At 70.1% G+C, this 17,205-nt stretch carries 13 protein-coding genes; 9 read left to right on the top strand and 4 right to left on the bottom strand.

What is annotated here, in order from left to right:
* Positions 1-17: 17 nt before the first annotated feature.
* Both ABD810_RS12645 and ABD810_RS12640 read right to left on the bottom strand, forming a co-directional pair.
* Complete coding sequence (locus ABD810_RS12645; RefSeq protein WP_344938256.1) at positions 18-2,078, bottom strand: N-acetylneuraminate synthase family protein; 2,061 nt, start codon at positions 2,076-2,078, stop codon at positions 18-20.
* Between the two features lie 146 nt (positions 2,079-2,224).
* Positions 2,225-3,583: a sensor histidine kinase gene (locus ABD810_RS12640; protein WP_344938254.1), complete on the bottom strand. Its 1,359-nt coding sequence runs from the start codon at positions 3,581-3,583 to the stop codon at positions 2,225-2,227.
* Positions 3,584-3,811: 228 nt separating this feature from the next.
* Between ABD810_RS12640 and ABD810_RS12635 the strand changes: the two genes are divergently transcribed.
* Entirely contained in the window at positions 3,812-5,212 is a 1,401-nt protein-coding gene (locus tag ABD810_RS12635) for a right-handed parallel beta-helix repeat-containing protein (protein ID WP_344938252.1), read from the top strand.
* A gap of 160 nt (positions 5,213-5,372) precedes the next feature.
* Positions 5,373-5,981, top strand: a complete 609-nt coding sequence (locus ABD810_RS12630; protein WP_344938250.1) for an ACT domain-containing protein — start codon at positions 5,373-5,375, stop codon at positions 5,979-5,981.
* Between the two features lie 24 nt (positions 5,982-6,005).
* Here ABD810_RS12630 and ABD810_RS12625 read toward each other — a convergent pair whose 3' ends face one another.
* The gene (locus tag ABD810_RS12625) at positions 6,006-7,298 is read right to left on the bottom strand and encodes an ABC transporter ATP-binding protein (RefSeq protein ID WP_344938248.1); all 1,293 of its coding nucleotides are present in this window, start codon (positions 7,296-7,298) and stop codon (positions 6,006-6,008) included.
* Between the two features lie 420 nt (positions 7,299-7,718).
* On the opposite strand from ABD810_RS12625, the gene ABD810_RS12620 reads away from it, so the two are divergent.
* The 6 genes from ABD810_RS12620 to ABD810_RS12595 are packed head-to-tail and all read left to right on the top strand — an operon-like array spanning position 7,719 to position 14,524.
* A complete protein-coding gene (locus ABD810_RS12620) occupies positions 7,719-9,017 on the top strand; it encodes an extracellular solute-binding protein (protein ID WP_344938246.1) in 1,299 nt (432 codons plus the stop codon).
* Between the two features lie 3 nt (positions 9,018-9,020).
* Positions 9,021-10,016 (top strand): carbohydrate ABC transporter permease, encoded by a 996-nt coding sequence (locus tag ABD810_RS12615; RefSeq protein ID WP_344938244.1) that lies wholly within the window; start codon positions 9,021-9,023, stop codon positions 10,014-10,016.
* Complete coding sequence (locus tag ABD810_RS12610) at positions 10,010-10,876, top strand: sugar ABC transporter permease (RefSeq protein ID WP_344938242.1); 867 nt, start codon at positions 10,010-10,012, stop codon at positions 10,874-10,876. The genes ABD810_RS12615 and ABD810_RS12610 overlap by 7 nt, the downstream gene beginning before the upstream one ends.
* 49 nt (positions 10,877-10,925) lie before the next feature.
* The gene (locus ABD810_RS12605; protein WP_344938240.1) at positions 10,926-12,542 is read left to right on the top strand and encodes a glycoside hydrolase family 13 protein; all 1,617 of its coding nucleotides are present in this window, start codon (positions 10,926-10,928) and stop codon (positions 12,540-12,542) included.
* Positions 12,543-12,552: 10 nt separating this feature from the next.
* Positions 12,553-13,578 carry a LacI family DNA-binding transcriptional regulator gene (locus tag ABD810_RS12600; protein ID WP_344938238.1) on the top strand — a complete coding sequence of 342 codons (1,026 nt, stop codon included), beginning with the start codon at positions 12,553-12,555 and terminating at the stop codon, positions 13,576-13,578.
* Between the two features lie 28 nt (positions 13,579-13,606).
* Positions 13,607-14,524, top strand: coding sequence for a carbohydrate kinase family protein (locus ABD810_RS12595; RefSeq protein ID WP_344938235.1), 918 nt, complete (start codon positions 13,607-13,609; stop codon positions 14,522-14,524).
* 117 nt (positions 14,525-14,641) lie between these two features.
* On the opposite strand, the gene ABD810_RS12590 is transcribed toward ABD810_RS12595, so the two are convergent.
* A complete protein-coding gene (locus ABD810_RS12590; RefSeq protein ID WP_344938233.1) occupies positions 14,642-15,310 on the bottom strand; it encodes a choice-of-anchor C family protein in 669 nt (222 codons plus the stop codon).
* A gap of 381 nt (positions 15,311-15,691) precedes the next feature.
* On the opposite strand from ABD810_RS12590, the gene ABD810_RS12585 reads away from it, so the two are divergent.
* Positions 15,692-17,140: an MFS transporter gene (locus ABD810_RS12585; protein WP_344938231.1), complete on the top strand. Its 1,449-nt coding sequence runs from the start codon at positions 15,692-15,694 to the stop codon at positions 17,138-17,140.
* Positions 17,141-17,205: the final 65 nt, after the last annotated feature.

Here is a 17,205-nt window from a genome sequence, read left to right as displayed (position 1 = left end):
TGCACTCTGCCCGGCCCTCAGACCGTGACGCGGCGCAGCCGGGCCTTGGGGGCCTCCTCGCCCGGGAACACCCGCTTGACCCCGTCGCCGAGGGCGGACTCGATGACGCGGATGTCGCGAACCAGGTGTGCGAGCCCGCTCGGCTCCAGGGAGGCGGCGTGGTCGGACCCCCACATCGTGCGGTCCAGGGTGATGTGCCGCTCCACGGTGACCGCTCCGAGCGTGACGGCGGCCAGCGAGATCTGCAGGCCGCGCTCGTGGCCGGAGTAGCCGACCGGGACGCCGTACCGGTCCTGCAGCGTGATGATCGTCCGCAGGTTGGCCTCCTCAGGCGGCAGCGGGTAGGTGGAGGTGGCGTGCATGATCACCAGCTTGGAGGTGCCGAGGATGTCCACGGCCTCGTCGATCTCCTGGAGCGTCGACATCCCGGTGGACAGGATGATCGGCTTGCCGGTGGCGGCGAGCCGGCGCAGCAGCTCGTGGTCGGTCACGCTGGCCGAGGCGACCTTGTGCGTGACGACGTCCATCTCCTCCAGGAAGTCGACCGAGGGGATGTCCCACGGGGAGGCGAACCAGTCGAGGCCGCGCTCGGCGCAGTACTTGGCGATCTGCGTGTACTCGTCGTGGCCGAACTCCGTCCGGATCTTGTACTCCATGTAGGTCATCTCGCCCCACGGAGTCTGCCGGATCTTGCCGCGCTGCTCGACCGGCACGCAGATCTCGGGGGTGCGCTTCTGGAACTTCACGGCCTGGCAGCCCGATTCGGCGGCGACGTCGATGAGCCGGCGTGCGATGTCCAGGTCGCCGTTGTGGTTGATGCCGATCTCGCCGATGACGTACACCGGCTGCCCGGGGCCGACCAGCGACTCGCCGACCTGGACCGGGGCGCCCTTGACGCGGAGCGTGGCCCGCGGGCCGGCCACGGCGGGCTCGGCGTCGACGGGGCGGGCGGCGAGCACGCGGTCGCACAGCTCCCGTACGGCGCCCGCGCCGCCCTGGTGGCTGAGCACGATGCGCGCCGCGGCCCGCACGCGCGGGTGGGAGTCGGGTACGGCGACCGGCCAGCCGACCATCTCCATGCAGCCGAGGTCGTTGAGGTCGTTGCCCACGTAGGCCACGCGCGAGGGGTCCAGGCCCTCGATGCTCAGCCAGTCGCGCAGCGCGGTGTGCTTGGAGGCCAGCCCCTGCAGCACCGGCACGCCGAGCTTGCGCGCGCGGGCGGCGACGACCGGGTTGCGCTCGGTCGACAGGACCAGCAGCCGCACTCCAGACCGCTTGAGCAGGGAGATCCCGAGCCCGTCCGAGCGGCTGACGGCCACCATCTCGCGACCGTCCTGGTCGACATAGACCAGGTCGTCGGTGTGCACGCCGTCGAAGTCGGTGATCACCGCGTCCACGTCCAGCGGTCCCGGCTGGTCCACGAAGGGCGCGAGCGCTCGTACGATCTCGAGGTCCTCGGGGGTGTCGACCTCGACGGCGTGGCGCGAGGGCACGGGCTGGACGCCGACGGTGCCGAAGAACCGGTGCCCGTGCTCGCGCAGGCCCGCCGTGCGGATGGCGTAGAAGGCGCCGGTCTCGCGGTATTCGGGATCGCGGTCCTGGCGGCGCGGGCGGTGGGCCGGGTCGTGGTTGACCCCGCTCACGCCGCCGTCGCGGGCGGACCACACGAACTCGTGGGTCGCCAGCCCGGAGAAGACCACGTCACAGGTGCCGTCGAGGACCTTGGCGATCGCGGCGTCGAGGTCGGTGGGGTCGATGAAGGCGCTGGTGCACTGCACGAGCACGACCACCTCGGGGTCGGTGCCGATCCGGTCGAGCGCGTGCAGCAGGGCCGACTCGCTGGAGGCGGTGGCGCCGCTGAGCTCCGCGGGGCGGTTCACCACGCGAGCGCCCGCGGCGGCGGCGACGGCGGAGATGCCGTCGTGGTCGGTGCTGACGACGACCTCGTCGATGAACTCGGCCGCCACACAGGAGGCCACCGCACGGGCGACCAGGGGCGTGCCGCCCACCTTGGCCAGGTTCTTGAGCGGCACGCCCGCAGAACCACCACGGGCGGGGATGACGGCCAGGACTCGCAAGGTGACTCCTTGATATGCGGCGTAGCGAGCGTTCGCCGCGGCGAGACGCTCGTAAGGTGCCACGCACGCTAACCACCGGGGTGGTCGGGCCGGGGGAGCCTGAGCTGAACACCCAGCGTCGCTCCTGTTAACTCTTGGAGCTCGGGTTACTCCACCACGGGCAGCCGGAGGACGAACCTCGTGCCCTCAGGGACGTCCTCGACGTGCAGCGTCCCGCCGTGCGCGATGGCCACGTCGCGGGCGATGGCGAGCCCGAGGCCGGTCCCTCCCTTGTTCCTGCTGCGGGATTCGTCCAGCCGGGTGAAACGGTGGAAGACGCGTTCACGGTCCTTCTCGGCGATGCGGTCGCCGTCGTTGATGACGGCCAGCACGGCGGCGTCACCGGAGGCGCTCACCTCGACCTTGATCATGCCGGCCGCGTGGCGGCGGGCGTTGTCCAGCAGGTTGACGATCACCCTGTGGAGCTGGGTCCGCACGCCCAGCACGGTGACGTCCTCCTGGAGTTCCGCGGTGATCGGGATCGGGCCCTTCCTGCGTGCGATCTCCTCGGCGGCCAGGTGCCCGAGGTCGACGCTCTCCTGCACCGCCGCCCCGCTCGACCCCAGCCTCGCCATGAACAGCAGGTCGGTGACGATGGCCTCCAGCCGGTCGGTGTCGCGCAGCGCGCCGGTCACCAGGGTTTCGAGCTCGGTGTGCTCGGGATGCAGCCGAGCGCTCTCCAGCTGCGTGCGGAGTCCGGCGATCGGGGTGCGCAGCTCGTGCGAGGCGTCCGCGGCGAACCGGCGCTGCTGCTCGACCGAGTGCTCCAGGCGGGCGAGCGTGCTGTTGACGGTCCTCGCGAGGTTGGAGATCTCGTCTTCGCCCGGCGGTTCCTGGACCCGCCGCGAGAGGTCGCTCACGGTGATGTGGGCCAGTTCGGCCTGGATGTTCTTGACCGTGTGGAGCCCCCGGTCGGCCGCCTTCCAGGCGATCCAGCCGATGAGGCCGGCCAGGGCGGCGATCTGGAGACCGACGGCCACGTCGAGGATGCGGCTGGACAGCACCGTGGGGGTGCGGTGCGCGGCGTAGACGATGGGCGCGCCGGATCTGGCGTTGACGAGGGCGGCCGTCACGTGGAAGCAGTCCGCGGGGGAGGACCGCCTGCAGGTGGTGAAGTCCACGGGCCGGTCGGACAGGTCGGGCCGCCTGTCGCTGACCGGGGGCATGCCCTGGGCCTCGGCGGTCGAGGCGAGGATGTGACGACCGGGGCCGATCAGCTGGATGATGGTCACGCCGTCGGGACCGGGGGCGATGGGGTTGCGCAGGGTCGAGTCACGGTAGGCGACGACGACTCGTGAGGCGGCCTCCCTGGTTCCACGCCAGATGGAGTTGGAGACCGCGTTCCTGATCACCATGTCGGCCGCGATGCCGAGCGGGATCAGGAAGAGGCCCGCCAGCACGACGGCGAGGAGGGTGACCTGCCCTCGGATGGATCGAGGCCAGAGGACGGCCCATGAGAGGGGCATTGGCAAAGGCTACTCTCGGGATTCTCCGCCAAGATCCACAAGCTGGGAAAGACGTCGTCAAAGGATGGCAAAGTCGACAGGCGAGGATCCGGCCGCGGCGCCGGGGACGCCTACCGTCCGGCGTGCCGGATCACTTGATCCGGACGCGGGTGAGGTTGGGGTCTCCCGGTGGGAACCCCGGACCGCTACCGTGAGCGCAGCGATCGTTTTGATACTAAGTGTGGGGTTATGGCGCCGAACTTGTGGCGGGCCGGTCTCTCGTTGCCGCTGACTTTTCTGCTGCTCGCCATCCCGGCGGCGGCCCGAGCCGTGCCCGAGGAGCCCCGCGCGAGGGCGGCGGAGCCCGAGGAGCCCCGCGCGAGGGCGGCGTTCCGAGTGGGACCGGTGAAGGCGGCGGCGCCCGCCCCGGCGTTGCCCGTCTTGGAACGCTCCGGCGCCGCGGCGGGCAGGGTGTACTACGTGGACAGCCGGAAGGGTGACGACGACGCGCAGGGGACCTCACCCGGCAAGGCGTGGCGCTCGCTCGGCAGGGCCGGTGACGCCCGCCTGCGCCCGGGGGACACCCTGCTGTTCAAGCGCGCGGGCCGGTGGAAGGGCACGCTGGAGCTCCGGGGCAGGGGCACCGCGGCGCGGCGCATCGTCGTGGCGGCGTACGGCAAGGGCCCCCGTCCCAAGATCAGCGGGCGGGCCGGCGACTGCGTCGTGGTCAAGGGGGCCTACTACCGGATCTCCGAGTTGCGGGCGAGCGACTGCGGGTGGGGAGGCTTCCGGATCGACGGCCGCCACAACGACCTGTGGGACGTGTACGCCGACCACAACGTGGCGGGGGTGTGGGTGACCGAGCGCGGCGGGCGCAACGTCATCCGCAACAGCCAGATGGTCGGCAACGACCGGATGAGCGTCAACGACGGCGAGCCGGACAACGACTCCGGCGCGTTCGGCGTGCTGCTGAACGGGGACGACAACCGGGTCATCGGCAACCTGATCTCCGGCAGCTACGCGCCCAGCCAGGACTACGTGTCCGACGGCGCGGCCGTGGAGGTGTACGACGGCGACCGCAACCTCGTGACGCACAACATGGCCCGCGACAACGAGACCTTCGCCGAGCTCGGCCACAGCCCCGGTGGCACGGCCCGGGGCAACCGGTTCGCCAACAACGTGGTGACCTCCACGCGCAAGCGCGGATCCTTCCTCATCACCCGCGGCCCCGGCCACCTGGTGGGCCCCGTCCTCGGGACGGTGGCGGTCAACAACTCGGTGTACCTGCCGGCCCGTGCGACCATCGGGGTCTCCTGCGCGGACGGCTGTTCGGCGAAGATCCTGGTGATGCGCAACAACGCCATCAAGGTCGGCGGCGTGGTCGGGTTCGAGGACGGCTCCGGCATCGACGACGCGGGCGGGGTCTACAGGGGCAGGACCACCGGCCTCAAGCTCGGCCACCGGTCGATTCGCGCGGATCCCGGCTTCCGGAGCAGGCGTGACCTGCGGCTGCGGGCCGGAGCGTCCGCGATCGGCCAGGGGGTGCCCCTCGGGCCCTCCTGGTACGGCGGCGCGGGCCTGGCCCACGACGTGGCGGGGCGGCCCGTCCCGCGCGCCAAAAACCCGGATTCAGGCGCCTATCAATACTGAATTTGCCTTATTTCGGACATATCTTCGGAACATTGCCGAAACCTCCGTCCAGCACGCTGTGTGGCGTGGTGCAGTGGATGAAAGAAACAGGAGGTCGGCCCCTATTCGTGGTTCGGCTGCATATACAGAGGTGGTGGTGACGGTGCTGCGGATACGGGTTGTGCTTCCTGATCGCCCGGGCGTGCTCGGGCAGGTGGCCCGGGCCTTCGGGGTCCTCGGCGCGGACATCCTCCAGGTGACGGTCCTGGAGCGGGAGGGCGGCCGGGCGGTGGACGACTTCACCCTGTCCTGGCCAGGGGGGTTCGCCGCCGAGGACCTGCGTGAACGGCTCTCTGTCGTGCCGGGGGTGCGCATCGAGGGGGTATGGCCGACCAGGGAGGCGCCGGGCGCGAATCCCGACTACGACCTGCTCGGCCACGTGGTGTCCGACTCCGAGCGTGCCTTCGTCACGCTCGTCGACGCGGCGCCCGACCTGGTGAGCGCGGAGTGGGCGGTCGCGGTCGACTCCGACACCGGCGCCGTCGTCCACGGAAGCTGGCAGGCTCCGGGCGTGGAGGAGATGCCCGACCTCACGCCCCTGCGGCCCGCCGCGTTCAGCGAGGGCCCGTTGCACCTGCTCAGCCTGCCGATGAAGGCCGCGGGCCTGCACCTGGTCGTGGCCCGATCGGAGGGGCCGGCCTTCCACCAGGTGGAGCTCGACAAGGTCATCCGCTTGGTGGAGATCGTCTCATTGCTCGCGCGCGCCACGGCGGACCGTACGGTCGCCTGACCCGGGGCGGGCGTACCGTCCCGCCTAGCGGCGGGGCGGGTCGATCCTGTTCCCCTGCAGGGTGAACAGCATGAGCCTGCTCAGGTCCACGGCGACGCGGCCGTGCTCCCCGGCGCGCCAGACCGGCCGGGAACCGAGCCGTACGACCAGGTCGGAGCGGCGGTGGTGGCCGCTGCCTGCCGCCGCGGGGGCGATGTACTCCGGCGTGGGCTCCTCCGCCCCGGACATCAGGCGCCGCATCATCGAGCGGATCTTGCTGGTCGCGGCGTGCCCGTTGCCGTTGGAGTGGCCGTTGAGGTTCGGGGCCGGCCCCGGCTCGGGAGCGGGCACGGCCGGGATGCCGACCTCCAGATAGGCGAGCCATTCGTGGCCGTGGTACTCGAGCGTCCTGACCCGGCCGCTGAAGTGCGGGCCGTCGGCTCCCTCGGGGATGGGGGCCAGCCCGTCGGGACGGATCCCCACGATGATCTGGCTTCCGGTGTGCTGGGAGACCGCGTACGCGCGCGGGTCGGTCCAGGGCATCGTGATCTGGTGGAGGCCGAAGTCCAGCATGATGTACTGGTTCTGCGGGGTCCGCACCGTCGCCGACAGCAGATTGAGCTGCTGGGAGCTGAGGAAGGCGGCCACGAAGGCCGTCGCCGGGTCGTTGTAGATCTGCCCGGGGGTGCCGACGTCCTGCAGGATGCCGCGGTTCATGATGGCGATCCGGTCGGCGAGGGTGAGCGCCTCCACCTGGTCGTGCGTGACGTAGATCGTCGTCACACCGAGCGCCCGCACCAGTGAAGAGATCTCCATGCGTAACTCGGTGCGCATGCCCGCGTCGAGGTTCGACAGCGGCTCGTCCATGAGGAACAGCGACGGCTGCCGGACGATGGCCCGGCCCATCGCGACCCGCTGACGCTGTCCGCCGGAGAGCGTTCCAGGGCGGCGTTCGAGGGTCTCGTCGATGTGCAGCGCGCGGGACAGTTCGACCACGCGCTCCCTGACCATGGCGGGGTCGGCCTTGGCGATCTCCAGCGGGAAGGAGAGGTTGCCACGGACGGTGCGGTGGGGGTAGAGGGCGCCGTTCTGGAAGACCATCGCGACATCGCGGTCACGGGGGGCGAGGTCGTTGGCGAGCCGTCCGTCGAGGTAGAGGTCGCCGTCGGTGATCTCCTCGAGTCCCGCGATCATCCGGAGCAGGGTGGACTTGCCACATCCGGAGGGGCCGAGCAGGACGAGAAGTTCCCCCTCTTCCGCGCGCAGACTCATGCGATCGACCGCGAGATGCCCCCCCGGGTACACCTTTGTCACGCTGTCGAGAACGACGGTACTCATCGTCACTCGTTCCTCCCGGGCATCAAAACCCGGATCCCAGCCGTCAATGTGATTGATGAGGTAGTACATCGCGTCTCGGGCCATCGTGTCCATACATGGGGTGAGAAATCGCTCATCTCCCGGTTACTTGACCGTTAGCTGTCTGTTGAGGTCAGGACATGTGGAAACCACCGATGACGGCGCGCGGCGGGGGACTGGTGCGGCCCACGGTGCGGGCGGGCACGGGAGTGCCCGGCGAGGTGGGTAACGGGAGCGTAATGACAGGCGTGTCACAATTTGCAGAAAGTTTCCGAAAGGTCTTTCATGTCGGTTCACGCGGCTGTTACGTTCCGCCTACCCCGGTGATGGCGCCCGCTCCCAGGGATGTGGGCGCCGTCGACCGAACCTTTGGGCAATGAAGCTGAGCAAGGAGTGCACAACATGCGGCGAGGCATCTCGGTCGCGGCGGCAGCCGCGGCGCTCGCGCTGGCGGTCTCCGCCTGTGGCGGCGAGGACACCCCCAACCAGTCGGCCGCTCCGGCGAACAGCGCCGACGCCGCCGCCGTCTCCGGTGAGGTGACGTGGTGGGACACCTCTGACGCCACCAACGAGGGTCCCGTCTTCCAGGAGTTGATCAAGGACTTCCAGGCGAAGTACCCGAAGATCAAGGTCAACTACGTCAACGTGCCGTTCGCCGACGCGCAGAACAAGTTCAAGACCGCCGCGCAGAGCGGCTCGGGCGCGCCGGACGTGCTCCGCACCGACGTGGGCTGGGTCGCCGAATTCGCCTCGCTCGGCTACCTCGCGCCGCTCGACGGCACCGCGGCCCTCGACAAGCCCGAGGACTTCCTCCCGAGCCCCGCCAGCAGCGGCAAGTACCAGGGCAAGACCTACGGCATCCCGCAGGTCACCGACACCCTGGGCCTGCTGTACAACAAGGAGCTGCTGAAGAAGGCCGGCCACGACGCCCCGCCGAAGACCTTCGAGGAGCTCAAGTCGGTCGCGCAGGACGTCAAGTCCAAGACCGGCGCCGAAGGTCTGGCGCTGAACGTCGACGCCTACTTCCTGCTGCCGTTCATCTACGGCGAGGGTGGCGACCTGCTCGATGTCGGCACCAAGAAGATCACTGTCGCCTCGCCGCAGGCCGTGGCCGGCGTCAAGGTGGTCGAGGACCTGATCAAGTCCGGCGCCGCGGCCAAGCCGGCGATCCAGGACAGCTACATCAACGCGGAGACCGCCTTCAAGGAGGGCAAGGCCGCGATGATCTTCAATGGCCCGTGGTCGAACACCGACAACCTCGGCGGCAAGGTCTTCAAGGACAAGCCCGACAACTTCGGCATCGCGCCGGTGCCGTCCGGCTCGGTCAAGGCGGGCGCCCCGACCGGCGGACACGACTACACCGTGTACGCGGGCTCCAAGAACCTCGAGGCGTCGTACCAGTTCGTGAAGTTCATGGACTCCGCCGAGAGCCAGGCCAAGATCGCCGGAAAGCTCGGCCTGCTGCCGACCCGCCAGTCGGCCTACTCCCTGCCCGAGGCGCAGGGCAACGAGATGATCGGCCGCTGGAAGGAGCCGATGGCCGCCGCCGTCGAGCGCCCGTGGATCCCCGAGGCCGGTCAGCTCTTCCAGCCGCTCGTCGAGGGCTACCAGAAGCTCGCCACCGGCGACACCACCAGTGACGCGATGCTCCAGGACGTGGCCAAGGCCTACCAGGGCCTGCTCAAGGGCTGGAGCCTGTGACCGATGACGACGCAGGTCGTTGACGGGACGGCCGCGGGCGAGCACGCCCGCGGCCGTGCCCGCGGCCCGGGGCGGCGAGAGAGCGCGGGCCGGTTCTTCACCAGGCACTGGTACGCCTGGGCCATGTGCGCGCCGGTCGTCATCGTCACGCTCGTACTGATCGGTTACCCGCTGGTGCGCGGCATCTACCTGTCGCTCACCGACGCCACCGAGGCCAACATGGGCCGCACGATCGGGATGAACGTCATCCCCTCGACGTACGAGTTCGTCGGACTGGCCAACTACGGCGCCATCATCACCTCCAGCGAGTTCCTCTCGCGGCTCGGCTGGACGATCACCTGGACCCTCGTCTGCGTCGCCCTGCACTACGGCATCGGCCTGGGGCTCGCGCTGCTGCTCAACCGGCCCCTGCGGTTCCGCTCCCTGTACCGCATGATGCTCGTGCTGCCGTGGGCGGTGCCGGCCTTCGTCTCGGCGTTCATCTGGCGGTACCTGCTCAACGGCGAGTTCGGCGTCGTCAACGCGATGCTGAGGGCGGCGGGCTTCGCCGGGATCGACTGGCTGGACGACCCGCTGTGGGCCAAGATCTCGGTGATCACCGTGAACGTCTGGCTCGGCGTGCCGTTCATGATGCTCGCCCTGCTGGGCGGCCTGCAGGCCATCCCGCGCGAGCTGTACGAGGCGGCGGAGGTCGACGGCGCGACGCCGTGGCAGCGCTTCAGGCACATCACCCTGCCCGGCCTGCGGCCGGTGTCCAGCACGGTGGTGCTGCTCGGCACGATCTGGACCTTCAACCAGTTCCCGGTCATCTACCTGGTGACGCGGGGCGGCCCCGGCGGGTCCAGCGAGATCCTCGTGACCTACGCCTACCGGCAGGCCTTCGAAGGCATCAGGAACTATTCGGGCTCGGCGGCGTGGGGAGTGCTCATCCTCGCACTGCTCATCGTCATGGCCGTGGTCTACCGCCGCGCGCTGCGCCGGCAGGGGGAGGCATGGTGACCCAGGTCAGCGCGTCCAAGGGCAGGGGGCGCTCCTCGCGTGGCGCCGGCGCTTCCCTCGGCCTGCACCTCACGCTCGTCGCGGCCAGCGTGGTGGCGGTCTTCCCGGTCGCATGGCTGGTCCTGACCTCGCTCAAGCCCCGGGACGCGTGGCAGTCCACCACGGTTCAGCTCTTCAACAACCCGAGCCTGGACAACTACGTCCAGGTGCTCGGCCAGACCGCCTTCCCTCGCTGGCTGTTCAACGCCCTGTTCGTGGCGGCAATGACCACCGTGCTCGGCGTGGTGCTCGCGGCGACCACCGGCTATGCGGTCAGCCGTTTCCGCTTCCCGGGCTTCAGGTCGATCATGTGGATGCTGCTGATCACGCAGATGTTCCCGGTGGCGATCCTGATCGTGCCCATCTACAACCTCATGGCCGGCCTCGGGCTGATCAACCAGTTCCCTGGCCTCGTGATCGCCTACCTGACCTCGACGGTGCCCTTCTGCGCCTGGATGATGAAGGGCTACTTCGACACGGTCCCCGTGGAGATCGACGAGGCGGGCCGGGTGGACGGGCTCACCCCCTTCGGCACCTTCTGGCGGCTCATCCTGCCGCTGTCGAAGCCGGGGCTGGCCGTCGCGGCGTTCTACTCCTTCATCACCGCCTGGGCGGAGGTCGCGTACGCGACCGCGTTCATGACGGGCGACGACAAGTACACCCTCGCGGTGGGCATCGGGCAGTTCGTCGGCCAGCACAAGGCCGAGTGGGGCCTGCTCACCGCGTCGTCGGTGCTGATCGCCGTGCCGGCGGCGGTGGTGTTCCTGCTGGTCCAGCGCAACATCGTCACCGGCCTGACCGCCGGTGCCACGAAGTCGTAACGCCACCGTGGTATCAGATCTTGGTATTTCGGAGAATCGGGGGATCCCAATGACCGACGTGGTCCGTGAAGCCCGTCCCGTGCAGGCGGCCACCCGCTGGTGGCGGGACGCGGTGATCTACCAGGTCTACGTGCGCAGCTTCGCCGACGGGAACGGCGACGGCGTCGGCGACCTGCTCGGGGTCCGCAGCCGGCTCGACTACCTGGCCGAGCTGGGCGTGGACGCCATCTGGCTGACGCCCTTCTACACCTCGCCCATGGCCGACTTCGGATACGACGTGGCCGACTACCGGGACGTCGACCCGATCTTCGGCACGCTGGCGGACGCGAAGGCGCTGATCGAGGACGCGCACCGGCACGGCATGAAGATCATCACCGACGTGGTGCCGAACCACACCTCCGACCGGCACGCGTGGTTCACGGCGGCCGTGCAGGCCGGGCCGGGCAGCCCCGAGCGCGAGCGGTACATCTTCCGCCCGGGCCGTGGCGAGGCCGGCGAGCTTCCCCCCAACGACTGGGAGTCGGTGTTCGGCGGCGCGGCGTGGACGCGGCTGCCCGACGGCGAGTGGTACCTCCATCTGTTCGCCCCCGAGCAGCCCGACCTGAATTGGGAGAACCCCGAGGTCCACGCCGAGTTCGAGGCGATCCTGCGCTTCTGGCTGGATCTGGGCGTCGACGGCTTCCGCGTCGACGTCGCCCACGGAATGGTCAAGGCCGCCGGGCTTCCCGACATCGGGTCCGCCGGCCAGGTCGAGATGCTGGGCACCACGGTCCTGCCCTACTTCGACCAGGATGGCGTCCACGAGATCCACCGCGTCTGGCGCCGCGTCCTCGACTCCTACGACGGCGAGCGCATCGGCGTGGCCGAGGCGTGGGCGCCCTCGCAGGAGCGACTCGCCCGGTACGTACGGCCGGACGAGCTGCATCAGGCCTTCAACTTCCACTTCCTGAAGGCGCCCTGGGACGCGGAGATGCTCCGCGCGGTGATCGACGAGTCGCTCGCCACCGTCGTCCCTGTCGGCGCGCCGCCGACCTGGGTGCTGTCGAACCACGACGTCAAGCGGCACGTGACCCGCTACGGCGACGGCGAGCGGGGCCTGCGCCGGGCCAGGGCGGCGGCCCTGCTGATGCTCGCCCTGCCCGGTTCCGCCTACCTCTACCAGGGTGAGGAGCTCGGCCTCCCCGAGGTGCTCGACCTGCCGGAGGAGGTCTGCCAGGACCCGCAGCGGCTGCGCGCCCCCGACGACGGCCGGGACGGTTGCCGCGTCCCGATCCCGTGGGCCCACTCCGAGCCGCCGTTCGGCTTCAGCCCGCCGGGGATCGAGGAGACGTGGCTGCCGGTGCCGTCCGCCTGGGGCCCGCTCAGCGTGGAGTCCCAGCTCGGCGACCCCGGTTCCACGCTCGCGCTGTACCGCGCGGCGCTGCGCCTGCGGCGCGAACACCCGGCACTGGGGGACGGATCCCTGCAGTGGCGGGAGTCACCCGCGCAGACCCTGGTCTTCGTCCGGGACGACACCTTCGTGTGCACGGTGAACGCGTCCTCAGAGCCGGTCGAGCTGCCCCGTCCGGGTGACCTTCTGATCGCCAGCGCCCCGGTGGCGGAGGAGGGCGACACCGTACGGCTGGCGCCGGATTCCGCCGCATGGTGGGCGCTCGGTGTTGCGTAAAGTAGCGGCCATGAACGGTAACGCCCGGCTTTCCGATATCGCGGCCCAGGCGGGCGTGAGCGAGGCCACCGTCAGCCGCGTGCTGAACGGCAAGTCGGGTGTATCCGCGAGCACGCGCCAGCTCGTGCTGACGGCCCTCGACCTCATGGGGTACGAGCGCCCGCAACGGCTCCGTCAGCGCAGCAACGGACTGATCGGGCTGGTCACCCCCGAGCTCGACAACCCGATCTTCCCGGCGTTCGCGCAGGCCATCGAGAAGTCGCTGACCCAGCACGGCTACACGCCGGTTCTGTGCACCCAGAGCCCCGGTGGCGCCCCCGAGGACGAGTTCACCGAACTGCTGCTCGAACGCGACGTCAGCGGCATCATCTTCGTCTCCGGGCTGCACGCCGACACCACCGCGCGCATGGACCGCTACACCCGGCTGACCGACCGCGGGCTGCCGATCGTGCTGGTCGACGGCTACAGCGAGCACATCGACGCGCCGTTCATCTCCCCGGACGACCGCCTGGCGGCGCGCCTGGCCGTGCAGCACCTGGTCGATCTCGGGCACGAGCGCATCGGGCTCGCGCTCGGCCAGCGGCGCTTCGTCCCGGTCATCCGCAAGATCGAGGGCTTCACCCAGGCGATGTCGCAGCTCCTCGGCGTCTCCAGCTGCGACCAGCTGATCCAGCACTCCCTGTTCTCGGTGGAGGGCGGTCAGGCCGCCGCGGGGGCTCTGATCGAGCGAGGATGCACGGGCATCGTCTGCGCCAGCGACCTCATGGCGCTCGGCGCGATCCGGGCGGCCCGCGAGCGGGGCCTTTCCGTGCCGGGTGAGGTCTCGGTCGTCGGCTTCGACGACTCGCCGCTGATCGCCTTCACCGATCCGCCGCTCACCACCGTGCGTAAACCCATCGGCCCGATGGCCTCCGCCGCGGTCCAGACGCTGCTGGAGGAGATCAATGGGGCGCCGCCGAAGAACATCGAGCTGGTCTTCCAGCCCGAGCTGGTCGTCCGAGGCTCCACCGGCTCCGGCCCCCTCGTCAACCGCTGAGGAGGGCCTCCGGTCCTCCTCCATCGCCATGTACGACGTCGTCGTGGTCGGCGGGGCGGGGATCGACACGACCGTCTACGTGCCCGAGCTGCCGTTGCCGTACGCGGACACCTACGGGGTGCCGCCGGTGGTCGATCGCATCGGCAACACCGGGAGCGGGGTCGTCCTCGGCTGCCACGCGCTCGGCCTTCGGTCCCTGCTGATAGACCTGATCGGCGACGACCCGCAGGGCGCGCTGATCCGCGCCCACCTGGAGGCGGCGGGTGCGGGCTTCGCCTGGGCGATCGTGCCCGAGGGCACCCGGCGCAGCGTGCTGCTCGTCGGGCCCGATGGGCGGCGGACCTCCCTGCACGACGCGCGCGCCGCCGCCGGGCAGCGGCTGCCGCGGGAGCTGTACCTGCCCGCGATCCGCCAGGCCCGGCACGTGCACGTGTCCATCACCGACTTCTCCCGCCACCTGTATCCCGAGCTGCTGGAGCTGGGGGTGCCGGTCTCCACGGATCTGCACGACTGGGACGGGGAGAACGGCCACCACAAGGACTTCGCCTACTCCTCCGACCTGGTGTTCCTGTCCGCCGCCAAGCTTCCCGACCCGGTCCCGGTGATGCGCGGCATCCTCGATCGCGGTCGCGCGTCCCTGGTCGTCTGCACGGCCGGGGCCACCGGGGCGTACCTCCTCGGCGACGCCTCCGGCCAGGTAAGGCACTTCCCGGCCACGCCGCCGCCCGGTCCGGTGATCGACGGCAACGGGGCCGGGGACGCGTTCGTCTCGGGCTTCCTCTACGGTCACCTGCGCGGCCTGCCGCCGCACGAGTGCGCACGCCTGGGCGGCGTCGCCGGCGCCCACGCCTGCACCACCGAGGGCACCCACGAGAACCCCATCGACGAGGAGACCCTTCTCGGCCGCCTGCCTCCCAGCCGACCGGTGCCCGGACCGGCCCTCTAGGCGCTCAACCCCTCCTCGACGCGGCCTTCGGCACCCTGACCGCCCCCTACCCGCCAGACCGCGGACTGACAAGCGCCTGACGATCAAGTGGACAGCGGCCACGAGAGACCGGCCGCGTCAGAGGTGGCAGATGATGACCAGGCAGCTCTTGACGGTGACGTCGTCGATGACGGGGCCGAAGACGCCCGGGACGGTGCCGGCGAACTCCACCGTCATGGACAGGCCGGTGGCGACGAAGCTCACCTTCTGGTGGACGTACCCCATGCCGGCGAAGCTCCTGCCCGTGGCGTCGAACGAGAAGTCCCGCGCCACCTCGCCGTTGATCCGGACCCGGCCGGTCTTCACGGCGGGCGGCCCGCCGGGGTTGCCCGCCAGCTTGTAACCGATCTCGTACTTGACGAGCGGAAGCGTGCTGAACGTCTGGGAGACGGCGCCCGAGGTGTCGCCGTTCAGGTCGAGCGACTGCGCGCCGTTCGCCGCCTGCCAGAAGCCCTCGCCCACCAGGTCGACGGTGCCGCGGGTGACGGTCCACGCTCCGATGGACCGGCCCGCGGGCAGGGTCTGGAAGGTGTGCGGCTGGACCCGCGGGGTCTCGAAGCCGCCGTTGCTGCTGCCGCTCGTCGCGTCGGCGGGGGCCGCGGTGACCGTGGCCAGGGCCGCGAGCGCGCTCAGCAGACCGGCGCCGGCGCGCCACTGCCGCCACCGGCCGGAGCCTTCGCATGGCGTGGTGACCGGCTCGGCCCGGGGGGCTGCGCGCGTTTCCGTCGTGGCGCTCGGAGCAGTCATCGTCGTCCTTCTCGGTGTGCTTTGTATGGGTGCCGGACGCCGAGGCGTGCGGATGCTCCGTCGGATCATCCGGCCACCGTGCCCGTGAATGTCGCGCGCTCTCCCGGCACGGCCGATTGTCCGAACAGGAGATTAGCGTCGCCCGGCGAACCCGCTGGTCCGGTGCGTCTTTTGGCGAGGTCAACAATCGGCATTCGTGATCACACCGGGACGCCGCCGCTCACACCTCTCTCCCGTGGTCGTGAATCTTTCGTTAAGAGGCGCGCGGCCTGGGAAGAGGCAGTCGCCGAAGCGTCCGCTGGATCTGGCGGCCCCCCGCCGCTGTGCCCCGGTGGAATCGGGCAGGATCTGATCGCAAGGCAGGTCTTCATGGAAAGTGCTGTGAGAACCCTGGTGCCGGCGCGTCTCGACCGGCTGCCCTGGTCGCGGTTCCACACGCGGCTGGTCGTCGCCCTCGGTGTCGCGTGGGTCCTGGACGGGATGGAGATCACGATCGCCAGCGCGGTCGGGTCGGTCCTGCAGGAGAGGCAGACACTGGGCCTCTCGGCGGTGCAGGTGGGGTTCACCGCCACCGTCTACCTGATCGGGCAGGTGGCGGGCGCGCTGGTGTTCGGGCGGCTGTCCGACCGGTTCGGCAGGCGCAAGCTGTTCATCCTCACGCTGGGGCTCTACCTGGTCGCCAACGGGATCACGGCCTTCTCCCCGAACCTCGCCTTCCTCCTGGTGTTCCGGTTCTTCGCCGGGGCCGGCATCGGCGGGGAGTACGCCGCCATCCACTCGGCCATCGACGAGCTGATCCCCTCCCGCTACCGGGGCAGGGTCGACCTGGCGGTCAGCGGCACGTACTGGCTGGGCGCGATCATCGGCACGGCCAGCACGTACATCCTGCTCAATCCCGACATCCTGCCCGTCGACCTGGGCTGGCGGGCCGGGCTGCTGATCGGGCCGTTGCTGGGCGCCATGATCTGGGTGCTGCGCCGCCACCTTCCCGAGAGTCCTCGCTGGCTGCTCATGCACGGCAGGCACGAGGAGGCCGAGCGGGCCGTGGAGACGGTCGAGGCGGCGGTGAGCGAGGGCGGGCGCTCCCTGCCGCCCGTGGACGAGAGCAAGGCCATGGAGTTGCGCCCGCACGGCGCCCCGTCGTACCGGGAGATCGTGCGGGTGGTGCTGCGGGATTACCCCAAGCGCACCTTCCTCGGCGTCACGATGATGGTCAGCCAGTCGTTCCTGTACAACGCGATCTTCTTCACCTACGTCATCGTGCTCAACACCTTCTACGGCGTGTCCGCGAGCGACGCCTCCAAGTACCTGCTGATCTTCGCGGTCGGCAACCTCGCCGGCCCCTTCATCCTCGGTCCGCTGTTCGACACGATCGGGCGCAGGCCGATGATCTCCAGCACCTACATCGCCTCGGGCCTGCTGCTCGCGGTCACGGGATGGCTGTTCAACCAGGGCGCGCTCACCGCGACCACCCAGGCCCTGCTCTGGTCGGTGATCTTCTTCGTCGCCTCGGCGGCGGCCAGCGCGGGGTACCTGACCGTCAGCGAGCTGTTCCCCCTGGAGATCCGGGCACTGGCGATCGCGCTGTTCTTCTCGGTGGCCCAGGGAGTCGGCGCCCTCGGTCCCGTCCTGTTCGGGGCGCTCATCGGTGACGAGGCGAACCCCGATCCGTCCGGGCTCTTCTACGGCTACCTGCTCGCCTCGGGGCTGATGGTGGCCGCCGGTATCGTGGCGTACTTCTTCGCGGTGGACGCCGAGCGCCGGTCCCTGGAGGACCTCGCGCCCTCGCTGTCGATGCTGGACGCCAAGGCCGGCGCGGGGGCCGCATAAGCGAGGGGCGGGCCGCACCCGCGACGATGATCGAGGACTCCGGGTGACCGGTCGCTACGCTGGGT

It is taken from the genome of Sphaerisporangium flaviroseum (assembly GCF_039537005.1).
Lineage (GTDB): Bacteria > Actinomycetota > Actinomycetes > Streptosporangiales > Streptosporangiaceae > Sphaerisporangium > Sphaerisporangium flaviroseum.
This window is presented reverse-complemented; position numbering and strand designations above follow the sequence as displayed.